Here is a 13643-nt window from a genome sequence, read left to right as displayed (position 1 = left end):
GCAGATTGCCGTAAATTTTGTTACCGAAACCATTAAAATTTAAAATGATATTGACAACCACCTGGACCGAGTTTATCATTAAGCCAATAATTGCGTCATATAACCTGACACTATTATATTGCTGCTTCTTGTATAAGCTCACAATCTGGGTGAGCGTCTCTACAGGCAACCGTGAATTGCCCCAGGCTACAAGAGGTGTATCAGTTATTTCCCTTTCTGTCCGGCCCTCTTTAGGCTGCGCAGCGAAAGGCCGATTTAACTATGCGCCTCTTGGCGCCCGGGGTTTTCTGCATTAGAGGAATATTCAATAATTCGTGAGGTGAAAGATGATGAATGTTAAAGCTAATTCCCCCGCCGAAGCCGCTCAGACGCAGCTTCCCCGCGACTGTACATTTACGGAAAATGACTGGCATGTCCTCTCTAAATACTGGTATCCGGTAGCCATCGCAAGCGAGATTGCGGACAAGCCGGTGGGTGTGAAGCTGCTGGATGTGAAGCTCGTCTGTTACCGCAGCAAGGGCAAAGTCGTTATTGCCCGCGATCTTTGCTTCCACCGGGGCGCCCCTCTCAGCATGGGATGGGTTGAAAACGATGAGATCGTATGCCCTTATCACGGCTTTCGGTATAACTGCGAAGGAGCATGTACCGCGGTTCCCGCACACCCGAGCAGCAAAATTTCACCCAAGCTGAAGCTGATTATGTATCCTGCAGTTGAGCGCTACGGCTTGATCTGGACTTGTCTCTCGGGTGCCGAGGAACAAATTCCCGACTTCCCGGGCTGGGATGATCCGGATTTCATCAATATTTTGCCTCCGAGCTTTGACATCGCGGGTTCCGCCGGACGCCAAATGGAGGGCTTCCTGGACGTATCCCATTTCGCTTATGTGCATACGGACAGCTTCGGCGACCGCAATAATCCGGAGGTCCCGCAGTACAAGGTGAGACGCGAAGGCACTGAGTTATTTGCCGACTATTGGAGCACGGTCAGCAACTACGGAAAAGGCCAGAACGCACCCGTTCCGGAAGGCTTTATGTGGCTGCGCGCGTTCCGCGTATTCCCGCCGTTCGCCGCGTCGCTTACCGTGCATTTTCCAGACGACGGGAAGCTGATGATCCTGAACTGCGCTTCCCCGGTCTCGGCCCGCTACACCCGTCTGTTCTGCCCGATTTCACGCAATTTCGATAAAGACGCTCCGCTTCAGCCTACTATTGATTTTAACCTTCAGGTGTTCCAGGAGGACCGCGACATGGTCGAGGCTCAGACTCCGGAAGACCTCCCGCTGGATCTGACGGCGGAGGCTCATATTCCGGCTGACCGCACTTCCATCGCCTACCGGCAGCTGCTTACGGAGCTTGGACTCGGAAGACATTATACATCTTAAGTAAGAAGAAACGCCTGACGGCGTCTTATAAGACGCAGGTACGTTTCTCGAAAAAATATAAGACCAAACGATAGGCGCGAAGCTTATAAAGTCTTATATTTCAAAAAAGAATCGCCCTCCTTTTTAGAAAAAGGATCAGGGCGATTCTTTTTTAAACCGTCCCTAACAGGACGGCGATGCCGTTTCTTCTTAACCCGCTTCGTATTCCGCTTTGCATATTACCGTCTCATACGGTTTCATGACGCCTTCTTCATGAGCATTCAGATTGGACAGTACGATATCGCCCGCAAGCGGCGCAGGTATCGCAACATTTCGGTCCGTAAAATTGCATAATACCGTCCACTGCTCGCTGCCCAAGGTCCGGACGTAGCCGCCAAGCTCCTCGGAATCCTTGTAAATCTCCCGGTAATCGCCGTAAATCAGCGCTTTATTCTCCCGGCGCAGCCTGATCAGCTTCCGGTAGAAATGCAGGATCGAATTCCCGTCATGCAGCGACTGCTCCACATTGATCGACGTATAATTCGGATTCACCCGCAGCCACGGCTCCCCGGACGTAAATCCGGCCATCGGCTCCGGACTCCACTGCATCGGCGTGCGCCCCTGATCCCGGCTCCTTTTTGCCAGATGTTTCAGGATGTCACCCTCGGGCCTACCCAAGGCCGTTCCGTAAGCGTGGAAATTAATGCTTTCAATATCCCGGTACTCCTCTATCGAAGCAAAATAATGATTGGTCATCCCGATCTCTTGCCCTTGGTAGATAAAAGGAGTGCCCCGCATCAGAAAATAGTAGGCGGCCAGCATTTTAGCCGATTCCTCACGGTAACGCCCGTCGCTGCCGAATTTGGAAACTGACCTGACATGGTCGTGATTCTCCAGGAACAGCGCCATCCATCCCCTACCCGCCGTCTCCGTCTGCCATTTGGACAGCGCATGCTTGAAGTCGGTCAGCTTCCAGGAATGGTAGATTCCTTTAGCCGTCGGTTTGACGTCCAGATCCACATGATCAAATTGAAAAATCATATTGAAAACGCCGCTCTGCTCATCCACATAATCATGAATCTGCTCAATCGGCACGCCGGGCGCCTCCGCGACGGTCATCACATTGCGTGGCTTCAGCACCTCCCGTTTCATTTCGTGCAGAAAATCCAGGATGCCGGGTTGATTCAGGCAGGCTTCCGCAAGCGGAGCATAACGGCGGCCCTCTTCTGTCTTAAGCTGCGGGAACCGCTGATCCTTTTTGATAAAGGTAATCGCGTCGATGCGAAATCCGGCAACCCCCTTGTCGATCCACCATTCCATCATGGAGAAAATATTCCGGCGAACCTCGGGATTCTCCCAGTTCAGATCCGGCTGCTTTCTGGAAAAGCAGTGCAGATAATATTCCTGAGTGTGCTCGTCATACTCCCAGGCGGAACCCCCGAAATTCGATTCCCAGTTGGTCGGTTCCTCCCCGCCCGAGCCCGGCTTCCATATATACCAGTCGCGCTTCGGATTGTCTTTGGAGCTGCGGGATTCCACGAACCAGGCATGTTCGTCCGAGGTATGGTTTGCAACCAGGTCCATGATAATGCGGATGCCAAGGGCCTCCGCTGTGGTGATCAGTTCCAGCATATCTTCCATCGTTCCGTATTCAGCCTGCATTTTATAGAAATCCCGAATGTCGTACCCGTTATCGTCGTTGGGCGAATCGTAAACGGGACATATCCAAATGACGTCGATGCCCAGGTCGCTCAAGTAGCCGAGCCGGTTAATAATTCCGCGCAGATCCCCGACTCCGTCTCCGCCCGAATCCTGAAAGCTCCGGGGATAAATCTGATAGACGACACTTTCCTTCCACCAATTGCGGTCTCTAGTCTCCATATCTCCACTCTTCCTCCAGCAACTTATTTGATCGCGCCCTGGCTGACGCCCCGGATAATATAACGCTGCCCGAACAGGTAAGCGACAAGGATGGGCAGGATGGTGAGCAGCAGCGCGGGAATCAGCAGTTCCCAGTTGTTCATATACGTTCCGTTAAAGACCTTCATTTTGATCGGCATGGTGAAATCCTGGTCTTTCGTAAGCACAAGAGACGGCAGCAAGTAGTCGTTCCAGATCCAGAGCACGTTCAGAATGGCGATCGTCACCGAGGTTGGAGCGAGCATGGGCAGCACAATTTTGAAAAAAGTCTGCGGCCGCGTGCAGCCATCCAGCAGTGAAGCTTCTTCAAGCTCATAAGGTATCGACTTTACGAATCCGTGATACATAAATATCGAGAGTGCGCTGCCGAACCCGATATAGAGAATAATGAGCAGCGGAATCGGCGCCGCGTCGATCCAATGAAGCTTGGCTCCGTAAATATAAATCAGCGGGATCATGATGGATTGAAAAGGAATAATCATCGAAGCAACCATTAGCGCAAAGAGCCCGTTATTGAATTTGGTCGGACGTCTGACCATGTAATAAGCGGTCATTGCCGCGAATATGCCGATAAGTAGAACGCTTAGTAAGGTAATCACAACCGTGTTTCTGAACGATACAAAGAAATTCATCTTATCAACGACTTCGGCAAAATGCCCGAAATTCAGACTGGTCGGCAGGGAAAAGGGACTTTCGAGTATCTCTCCATTGTTCTTGAACGAGTTGACGACCATGAGGAAGAACGGAAAGACAAAGACGGCAAAGGACACGATCAGCAAAGTATAAGTGAGGATAGAGGCGGCTCTTTTTCTGGCTTCCATTAGGCGGCAACCTCCATTCTCTTACTGAAATAAACTTGCAAGCCTGTAATAACCGCCACAATGATGAACAGCACGATCGCTTCGGCCTGGCCGACGCCGTAAATATTTTCCGTAAAAGCTTTTTGGACGACATGCATGGATACCATGGTTGTACTGCCGTATGGCCCGCCCGCGGTCAGGGAGTAGTTCACGTCATACACCATGAAGGCATTTTTCAAAGTCAAAAAGACTGTAACGACAAAGGATGGAACCATCAGCGGGAGAATGACATTTCTTAAACGTTGCCATGCGTTCGCCCCGTCGATTGTGGCCGCCTCCATCACGTCTTTCGGAACATTGACCAGACCTGCGACAAAGATAATCATCATATAGCCCGCCGACTGCCAGATCGTTACAATCACGATGGCCCAGAAAGCCAGATGCTCATCCCCCAGCCAGCCCAGCCGCAGCCATTCGATGCCAAGCTTGTCTCCGATGGACGGAAGCGTCTGCACGAAGATGAACTGCCAGATGTAGCCGAGGATCAATCCGCCGATCAGATTCGGAGTGAACAGCGCCGTCCGAAAGAAATTTTGCATTTTCACGCCGGAAGTGACCAGAAATGCCAGAATAAAGCCAAGGATATTAATGATGATGACCGTCGCCACGACGAATTCGACCGTAAGCCACATGGATTCCCAGAACGCGGTATCGGTAAATGCGGTTTTATAGTTGCCGAAGCCCGAGAACTTGATCGGATTCACGGGAGAGGTCATATCTGTCAGTGTAAGATAAAGGCCGTAGGCAAATGGAATCAGTACCGCTATGGCGAAGAAAATAATCGTGGGACCGGTAAAAAACAACTGGTTGCCGAGCGACTTCAGCCGGCTTTTTTCCGTTATCATAGGTTTAGCTCACCCCTAAGTGCTTGAAGTTGCGGAAAAGAACGGGGCTGCCCCGCCCTTTTCCCGTTTCATAACGATTAATTGATTAGTGCTGGTTCTTGTAATAGGTTTCGATGGCTTTGGCCAGATCGGCGCGGGATTCTTTCTGCGCAATATATTTTTGAATATCCGGCGCAAGGATGTTGCCCCAATCTTCAACTTTTACATAATTGGAGCTGAACGGCAGCGTTTTGCCTGCTTGCACGGCTTCCGCAATCGCTACTCCCAGCGGATTCGTCACTTTATTCAGATTGTTCTTGAAAGCGGAAATGACTTGGGCTTGATTGACGAGAAAATCTTGGCCTTTTTGATCATATACGAGCCAGTTTAGAAACTTCTTGCCCGCTTCCTGCTGGGCTGCCGTAGCCGATTTGTTGATTACCAGAATATTGGTTGGGCCTGCGGCAATTTTGTTGTTCAGCGGATTATCCGGATTGTTGTCCACCGGAACCGGGATAAAGCCGAAGGATTCGCCGGAGACCGCTTTCAGTGAATCAAACGCCCAGTTTCCGTTGAACAGAATGGCGGATTCGCCTTTGCCCACGCTCAGGTGCGCATCGTCATAATACTTGCCCAGCGGACGTTCGCCGTATTTGTTGTACGCTTTGGAGACGAGCAGATCCATCGTATCGTAGTAGCCGTTCCATACCGCGTTGCTTGCCAGATCGAACTTTCCGGCTTTCAGCTGTTCCACAATCGTATTCGGGTCCTCAGCCTGATTCAGAAATTGCGTGCTGTAATGGTTCGCAACCGACCAGTTCTCTGTTTGATAAGCGACCGGATATTTCACGCCGGAGGCCTGGATTTTGTCCAGAAGCGCTTTCAATTTGTCGCGGGTATTGATGGAATAAGGATCGAATGCGCCGCCTACCGCTTTTTCCACGACGCTCTTGTTGTATACCAACCCGAAGCCTTCAATGGAGAACGGGAAACCGGCGATTTTGCCATTAGCGTCTTTAACGCCGTACACCGTATCGGCATTCCATTTTTCATTCGTAAGATCAATGCCGAAGTCTTTGTATTTGTTAACAATGGAATCGGGAGACATCATGGCAATGGTAACCGTTTTGCCGGAAGCCGTCAGTTTGTCCAGCAGATTGACCGTTTCCCCAACCGCTCCGGAGACCGCTTCAACCGTAATGTCCGGGTTTGCCGCCATGAAATCCTTTGCTGCCTGCTCCCACTGGGAAGCGATTTCACCTTTGCCGTTTACAATTACAATGTTGACTTTGCCGTCATTTGAATCCGCCGCCGTGTTGCCCGAATTCCCCGACCCGCCGCAAGCGGTCAAGGCAACAGCCATCAATAGAACGAGGAATAAAGCCAATGTCTTTTTCAAAAGAACCCCTCCATAAATGTAATAACTTCACCTGATCCAATCACCTCAGAATATTTGGGAACGATACCAAATTTTTAGGTATAATCTCGCATCTCCATCATTTAAAGTGATTATGGATATAATGTATCACTCTTTGGTAACGGTTTCAACAACTTTTTTTCTAACTCATCACTAAAATAATAACCGGGCATAGCCAATATATGGCGTTTCATAGCTTCTGATCGGCAATAATTGATTGTCTAAATTGGTATCGTTCCCAAAAAATGTGCCAGAGCCGCCGTAGCTTGCTCCCGCATGCTAGGTGGATTCCCGGACAACCAGCTCAACCGGAAGCTCATAAACCGCAGGGCTTGGACAAGGCTCATTCAGCATCGCCAGCAGAATCTCTCCGGCCTTCTTCCCCATTTGGGCAATCGGCTGCCGGATAGTGGTAAGTCCCGGGTCCAGAACCTCCGCGATCGGTTGATCGTCAAAGCCGATGATCGCCAGATCATCCGGAATACGTAAGCCGGCTTTTTTCGCGGCCATCATCAGTCCTCCGGCAATTTCATCGCTCCCGGCGAACACGGCTGTCGGACGGTCCTTCATTTCCATCAGGAGCTGCATCACTCGCTTGCCGTCCTCAATCGTATGCTTATCGACCAGAATCCAGCTTGGATTCACCGGGATACCGGCTTCCTCCAGCGCTTTTTGATAGCCTTGATTCCGATCCTTGTCCTTTCCGAATTCCGTGAATAATCCGCCCGTGCAATACGCGATCTTGCGGTGCCCTCTTTCAATCAGATGCTTGACGCCGATATAGGTGCCTTGAAATTGATCCACCCGGATCATCGGAACATCCGTCTTGTTGATATATTCGTTGCACAGCACAATGGGGCCAAACTCCGTATAAGGTTTAATCTGCGCCCAATCATTCTCGATGGATGTCATAATGATTCCGTCCGCCTGCTTGGTCTTCAGCAGATTCAAGTAGGATAATTCCTTCTCTTTATCCTCATTCGTCTGGCAAATCAGAGTCTGATAGCCGCTGCGGTAACCGACCTGCTCGATGGCATCCACCAAATAGGAAAAGAACGGATTCACAATTTTCGGGACGACTACCGCGATGGTTGTGGCGAGCTGTCCTCTTAATCTTCTCGCGGAAGGGTTCGGCGTGAACCCAAGCTGCTGCATTGCCTTCAGGACCTGTTCCTTTTTGTCCGGCGAAATATGGGGATAGTTATTGATCACCCGGGATACGGTCGTCTTCGACACTCCCGCCAGGCGCGCCACATCAATGATGGTTGTCATCCGTTTGTTCACCTCTCACAGCAAATATTGAAACCAGTTTCAATCATTTTACCTTATATCGAGATAATGCGAAAGAAATTTAAAAAAAGCCGCCGGACACCCGAAAGTGTCAGACGGCTTCGCTGCAACGAGTCAGTTATAAAAATTGCGGACCCAGCGGTGCGCCTTCAGCTTGGCAACCTGGTCCTCAGGAAGCCCCAATCCATCTCCCACCTTCATATTGCGTTCCACATTGGTAACAGAGCGCATCCCCGGAATGACCGTCGAAACGGCTGGGCTGCTGAGCACATAGCGCAGCGCCGTTTCAGCAATGTCGTCAATAGAGATATTCAAATCGGCGGCAATTTGCTGCACCCGCTCGAAGACCTCCCGCTTACGGTCATCCCTGAAATAATGATTGCGGAAATCGCCTTGATCGAAGGTGGTTTCCGGCGTTATTTTTCCTGTTAATCCGCCTTCATCCAGTGCAACCCGGACGATCACCCCGATGTCGTGCTTCTCGCAGGCAGGCAACAGCTCGTCCTCCGGACTCTGTTCAAAAATATTATAGATAACCTGAACAGTGTCAACGAGACCGCTTTCAATTAGCTTAATCGCATTGCTTGGCTGATAGTCATTGATGGACACGCCGAAGAACCGGATTTTCCCCTGTTCCTTCAGCTTCTGTACACCTTCCAGCCAGTCCCCTTTGCCGACCCACTCATCCGACCAGACATGGAACTGCTGAACATCAATCGTCTCAAGACCCAAATTCCGCAGGCTCTGTTCCGTGCAGGAAATCACATGCTCCTTAGTGAACGTCTCTTCTACCGGCACACCGCTGCGGGCGGGCCACTGTCTGTTAATCGGCGGGATCTTAGTCGCTACATAGATGTTCCCCGCATGTTCCCGGACAACTTGTCCAACCAGCTTCTCACTGTGCCCGTCTCCATATCCAAGCGCGGTATCGATAAAATTCAATCCCAGCTCAACGGACCGGTTCAGCGCCTTAAGCGATTCTTGATCATCCGCGCCAACCCATGACGTTTTGCCGATCCCCCAGGCTCCGAAGCCGATTTCCGATACGTTCAGTCCCGTTCTTCCAAGAGTTCTGTAATTCATGATTTCCCTCGCCTTCTTTAAGCTGAAATTGTGATTCCAATCTCAAGTATACCATAGGGAAACGTCAGAAGGTTAGTGCCGCCAAACACCCGGAAACCCTTGCGTTCAGCGGCAGTCCGTTCCCTCTATTTCTTCCCTTTGATCACCTGTTCGATGGCCCGCTTCATCAATCTGCCCCCCCGATCCCACGAAAGCTTAAGCGTATCCTGACGCCCCTGCCGGCCTTTCATTTTGCATAGACGGGGGTTCTCGTACGCGGTCCTCATCTGCTTTCTGAGGCTTTGAAGCTCAGGCTCCGCCCAGCGCTGTCCCTGCTGCGCGAACAGGTGGCTAAATTTACGGGATATCGCGTGCCTGCTTCGCATGCTGACCGCCGGGTTACGCAGTTTATATTTCACCAGGAAAGAATTTCGGCTGTTCAAAAAATCCATATGGCCTCCCCAGCCCGTTGCAATAACCGGAATGCCGCTGGCCATTGCTTCAAGAAACGGCATGCCCACGCCTTCCCCTCTCGTTGGCAGAACAAAAGCATCCCCGAGCGTATAAATCCCTCTAAGCTGCCCGGGTGTGATCGGACTGCCGATGATCTTAACGGGAGCGGTGCTTTTGTTAAGACCCAGCTTTTTCTTGTATTGGCTGATTCTTTTCTTAATCCAGGCTTCAGTCTCACGAGAGTCATAACCGTTCGTCTTGATCACGAGCAGCACGGAATCACTGGCGGAGAACTCCTCCCAGTACGCCCGGAGCAGCCCTTCCGGATTCTTGCGGTGCTGGAAGCCAAAGACGGATACAAAGATGAATCTCCTTTTATGCTCCGGCAGGTTCAGCTTGGGATTGCCTGGACGGTATTCCATCGTATTCACGCCATGGGGCACGATGAAGATGGGAACCTTAACGCCGCTCCTTAGGAGAGCTTCTTTGTTCTGGAGCGTGGGCACAAAGACCGCATCAAATTTATTCATGTGCGGCTTCCAGTGGTTCGGGATCTGCGTCGTCTCCCAAACAGTGTTCAGGATCACATGATCGTAACGCTTTCTCTCTTTTTTGACACTTACCTGGTGCGGCGGATAGTGCCAAATGAGAACTTTTTTAACCGCTGACCGCCGGGTTCCCAGGTTCTTTAGCGTCTTGGAGCCAACCCGCACATTTACACCCTGCCGCCGCAGCGCCCGCACATACGCCCGGCTGGCGATGCCGAGCCCGCTCTTCTTCTCAACGGGGCCCCGCCATTCACACCAGTATCTATTCATAAGCTCCCTCATTTCACTGCGCATCATCGTCTGAATTAGAGTATGCCAGCCCAGCTGAAAAGGGGATTAACCGGTCTACAGAAGTCATAATTCGCTCATATGGCGGGTCCGAAAATCTTATATATTTTTATCCAAAAAAATCAAATGCCGTGTCCAGCGGTTTATAGTAAAATGATGTAAGCGCGCCTAATTGGTATAATAATCCATTTTTAGGAGAGTGGTGCTGTGGGGAAGTACGTCGCCTATACGATAACCACACTAAAAAATACACAGGTATACAAGTTCGATCTGCTGCTGTGGGTAATCAATTCGTTTATTCTGGTCATCGCTTTCCGCGAAGTGTGGAAGGCCATTTACGCTAACGGGCACAGCCTCGCTATATCCACGGGTGTGACTTCACAGGGAATGCAAACCTATGCGATGCTCTCCGTTATCCTATACGCTATCATGCCCCCCTCCATCTCCTATGAAATCAGCGATAAAGTCAGGGATGGCTCCATCGTATTCGACATGCAAAAACCCTGGGACTTTGAATGGATGCATTTCTCAAAGGCAGCGGGCGTCTTCCTGTTCAGTATGATCTATACCGTTATTCCGCAGCTGGTTGGGGTGTTCCTGTTCTTCCCGATCGATTATCCGGCCGGTGTGCAGGCTGCCGCTTTCGCCGCAAGCGTCCTGCTTGCTTTTCTCTTGTCCTTTCTGATTAATTTCATCGTCGGCATGACAGCCATCCTGTTCACGGAAACGTGGGGGATCGACATGTTCAAATCCGTGATAACCGACGTTTGCTCCGGCGCAATGGTTCCGCTCTGGTTCTTCCCGGATGCGGTCAGCCGAGTCCTTCTCTGGCTTCCGTTTCAGGGTATTTTCAATATTCCTTTATCCTTGTTCATTGGAAAAATAACAGGAACCGCTGTCTGGGAACAGCTCGCCTTTCAAGCCGCCTGGTGTCTCATCCTTCTGCTGCTGAGCCGGGTGATCCTCGCCTGGATCGAGCGGAAGCTGGTCATCACGGGCGGTTAATCTATAAATAAGGAGGCGAAGGTCCAATTGATCGGCAGACATATCAAGCTGTATCTAGCCATGCAGTCCGCAAATTTACGGTCTCACATGGCCTATCCGTTAAATTTCGCCATCGGGGTGCTGAGCATTACGTTTCTGGGATTATCTTTTATCCTGGTCTCCTGGGTGATCACGCAGAAGGTTCCCATCATCGACGGCTGGACCACCTACGAGCTGATCTTCATGACTTCCCTCTGGCGGACGACGCACGGCATCTTCATCGCCTTCTTCGTTCAGAGCTGGTTTCTTGAATCACTGATCCGAAACGGCGAATTTGACCGCTTCCTCGTCAGGCCGCTCAACCCGATGTTCTCATTCGCTGCGCACAATATCCAAATCTACGGGTTCGGAGACATGCTGGCAGGCATCATCGGACTCGCTGCAGCCATGGTACATATTCCGGATTGGACCTTGGGAAAAATCGCAGTGCTATTAGTCATCGTCATCAGCGGCGCGGCTATTGAATGGTCGCTGCAGATGATGATCGGCTGTATGGTGTTCTGGACCTTGCAGGGCGGGGCGATGCGGCATATCCTGGACCAACTGCTCGCGCAGTTTACCCGCTTTCCGTTGTCCGTCTATAACGGCGTCTTGCAGGCTCTGCTGACTTTCGTTTTGCCTGTCGCGTTTATCAGCTACTATCCTTCTTACTTTTTTTTCGGAGACCGGTCAGGCGTTCCTTTCTCGCCCGTGCTGATGTATCTGACGCCGCTTGTGGCGCTGCTGCTGGTCTCGGTTACTTATTATGTATGGACAAAAGGGCTTAACGCCTATAAAGGAGCGGGGACATAACTTGGACATTATCGTAGCGGACAATCTGGTGCGGCAGTTTTACTCCAAAGAGAAGCCGGCTGGCTCTTTCAAGCTGCTCAAAGCTCTCTTTTCCTTCAAAAAGCAGCCGAAGAACGTCGTGGACAACGTGTCATTCACTGTACGCAAAGGGGAAATTGTCGGTTATATCGGACCGAATGGGGCGGGAAAATCGACCACAATCAAGATGCTGGCCGGTGTGCTAGTGCCTACGTCCGGGACCGTCCATGTGAATGGAATAGAGCCGCATACGAACCGCAAGCTGCACGCGGGGCATATCGGGGTCGTGTTCGGGCAGCGTACCCAGTTGTGGTGGGATTTGCCGCTGATTGAGTCATTCAAGCTGCTCGGCAAAATCTACGATGTGCCGAAAGAGCGATTTCAGCGCAATCTGGAAATGTTCACCGATATCCTTGACATGTCCTCCTTCCTTTCGACGCCGGTCCGCCAATTGAGCCTGGGGCAGCGAATGCGCGGAGACATTGCCGCGGCTCTGCTGCATGAGCCGGAAATTCTGTTCCTCGACGAGCCGACAATTGGCCTTGACATCATGGCGAAGGAAAAAATCCAGTCCTTTCTGCAAGAGATCAACAAAGAGAAGGAAATCACGATCATCTTAACGACCCATAACATGGACGATATCGAAAAACTATGCCATCGAGTCATCTTCATCGACAAAGGACAAATCCTGTTCGACGGCAGCACGGAGGTCATGACCGCCGAGTTCGGAGGCTTTCGCTACCTGGTCGTGGATGCGCCGAACTGGGATGAAGCTGCCTGGAACGGTCCGCCCGTCGAACGGAGGGAAGACAGCCAGCTGTTCTTCCGGATTGAAGATGACAAGCAGGTGGCCCCGATGATTAAGCAGCTCTCAGACCTGCTTGATATCCACAATCTGACCGTCCAGGAGCCCAAAATCGACGACGTCATCAAGCAGTTATATCAAAGGATCGGCCATTAGATACGCATGGGCTAGATGATACAATGAAGCCGCCGGATACCCGGAAGGGTTCGGCGGCTTTGCTTTAGTTATAGATAAACCTTAACCCCGCCGTCTGCTCGCCGCATCCATCCAATCAGGAATCCAGCCCCGCTCCAAATCATCCAGTGTCTTCCCTGGAGCAACAATGGTATCAATTGCATCCAGCAGTTCAGTGCTTAACCGGACATCAGCACCAGCGAGCGATCCTTGAAGCTGCTCCAGAGTGCGCGGTCCAATAATGGTCGATGTAATGGATGGATGCGCTTGGGTAAAAGCGACAGCCATGTGGGCAAGAGAGATTCCAGCCTCGGCGGCAAGTCCTTGCAGCTCGTTAATGATTTCGAACTTCACGCGATTTTCTTCACGAGTCGGGTCAACAATACTTCCCAGGAAAGTTCCTTGAAAACGGGCAGCTCGGGAATCTGACGATGCGGCTTGACCCTTGGCGTATTTTCCTGTGAGCAAGCCTCCTGACAGCGGACTCCATACAAGCACGCCCATGCCATATTTTCTCGCAGCTTCAAGAACGTCAAGCTCAATACTGCGGTTCAAGATGGAGTAAGGAGGCTGCTCGCTTGCGAAGCGCGCCAGAGTACGGCGTTCACTTACCCCTTGCGCTTCGGCAATCTGCCAAGCCTGAAACGTGGAGGAGCCGATATAGCGAATCTTCCCTTCCTGAACAAGATCGGTTAATACGCCAAGCGTCTCTTGAACTCTCCCCCACTTAGCTTACACAAGAAGTGGGGGCTTCTGTTGGCATCGATACAGGGTTGTACACGCTGCG

At 51.2% G+C, this 13643-nt stretch carries 11 protein-coding genes, 1 pseudogene and 1 riboswitch; of the genes and pseudogenes, 4 read left to right on the top strand and 8 right to left on the bottom strand.

The features are described 5' to 3' along the window. The first annotated feature begins 108 nt into the window (after positions 1 to 108). Positions 109 to 209, top strand: a riboswitch (purine riboswitch). A 120-nt stretch (positions 210 to 329) separates the two neighbouring features. Continuing rightward, positions 330 to 1382 (top strand): aromatic ring-hydroxylating oxygenase subunit alpha, encoded by a 1053-nt coding sequence (locus VK70_RS05945; protein ID WP_046724111.1) that lies wholly within the window; start codon positions 330 to 332, stop codon positions 1380 to 1382. A gap of 189 nt (positions 1383 to 1571) precedes the next feature. Here the strand turns inward: VK70_RS05945 and VK70_RS05940 are convergent, their stop codons facing one another. The 7 genes from VK70_RS05940 to VK70_RS05910 form a co-directional block, all read right to left on the bottom strand. Further along, a complete protein-coding gene (locus tag VK70_RS05940) occupies positions 1572 to 3242 on the bottom strand; it encodes an alpha-glucosidase (RefSeq protein ID WP_025693987.1) in 1671 nt (556 codons plus the stop codon). 23 nt (positions 3243 to 3265) lie between these two features. Further along, positions 3266 to 4102: a carbohydrate ABC transporter permease gene (locus VK70_RS05935; protein ID WP_025693988.1), complete on the bottom strand. Its 837-nt coding sequence runs from the start codon at positions 4100 to 4102 to the stop codon at positions 3266 to 3268. Beyond that, positions 4102 to 4986 carry a carbohydrate ABC transporter permease gene (locus VK70_RS05930; RefSeq protein WP_025693989.1) on the bottom strand — a complete coding sequence of 295 codons (885 nt, stop codon included), beginning with the start codon at positions 4984 to 4986 and terminating at the stop codon, positions 4102 to 4104. The genes VK70_RS05935 and VK70_RS05930 overlap by 1 nt, the downstream gene beginning before the upstream one ends. Before the next feature lie 85 nt (positions 4987 to 5071). Beyond that, entirely contained in the window at positions 5072 to 6364 is a 1293-nt protein-coding gene (locus VK70_RS05925; RefSeq protein WP_025693990.1) for an ABC transporter substrate-binding protein, read from the bottom strand. Positions 6365 to 6661: 297 nt separating this feature from the next. Continuing rightward, positions 6662 to 7654, bottom strand: coding sequence for a LacI family DNA-binding transcriptional regulator (locus VK70_RS05920; RefSeq protein ID WP_025693991.1), 993 nt, complete (start codon positions 7652 to 7654; stop codon positions 6662 to 6664). A gap of 132 nt (positions 7655 to 7786) precedes the next feature. Beyond that, positions 7787 to 8755, bottom strand: coding sequence for an aldo/keto reductase (locus VK70_RS05915; RefSeq protein ID WP_025693992.1), 969 nt, complete (start codon positions 8753 to 8755; stop codon positions 7787 to 7789). 125 nt (positions 8756 to 8880) lie between these two features. Next, entirely contained in the window at positions 8881 to 10005 is a 1125-nt protein-coding gene (locus VK70_RS05910) for a glycosyltransferase family 4 protein (RefSeq protein ID WP_025693993.1), read from the bottom strand. A 225-nt stretch (positions 10006 to 10230) separates the two neighbouring features. On the opposite strand from VK70_RS05910, the gene VK70_RS05905 reads away from it, so the two are divergent. The 3 genes from VK70_RS05905 to VK70_RS05895 are packed head-to-tail and all read left to right on the top strand — an operon-like array spanning position 10231 to position 12838. Then, on the top strand, positions 10231 to 11028 hold the full coding sequence (locus VK70_RS05905) for an ABC transporter permease (RefSeq protein WP_025693994.1): 798 nt from the start codon (positions 10231 to 10233) through the stop codon (positions 11026 to 11028). A gap of 27 nt (positions 11029 to 11055) precedes the next feature. After that, entirely contained in the window at positions 11056 to 11859 is an 804-nt protein-coding gene (locus VK70_RS05900) for an ABC transporter permease (protein WP_025693995.1), read from the top strand. A gap of 1 nt (position 11860) precedes the next feature. Further along, on the top strand, positions 11861 to 12838 hold the full coding sequence (locus tag VK70_RS05895; protein ID WP_025693996.1) for an ABC transporter ATP-binding protein: 978 nt from the start codon (positions 11861 to 11863) through the stop codon (positions 12836 to 12838). 81 nt (positions 12839 to 12919) lie between these two features. Here the strand turns inward: VK70_RS05895 and VK70_RS05890 are convergent. Continuing rightward, a pseudogene (locus VK70_RS05890) lies at positions 12920 to 13561 on the bottom strand (aldo/keto reductase); the annotation flags it as partial. Positions 13562 to 13643: the final 82 nt, after the last annotated feature.

The organism is Paenibacillus durus ATCC 35681, assembly GCF_000993825.1.
Classification (GTDB): Bacteria; Bacillota; Bacilli; order Paenibacillales; family Paenibacillaceae; genus Paenibacillus_AQ; species Paenibacillus_AQ durus_B.
This window is presented reverse-complemented; position numbering and strand designations above follow the sequence as displayed.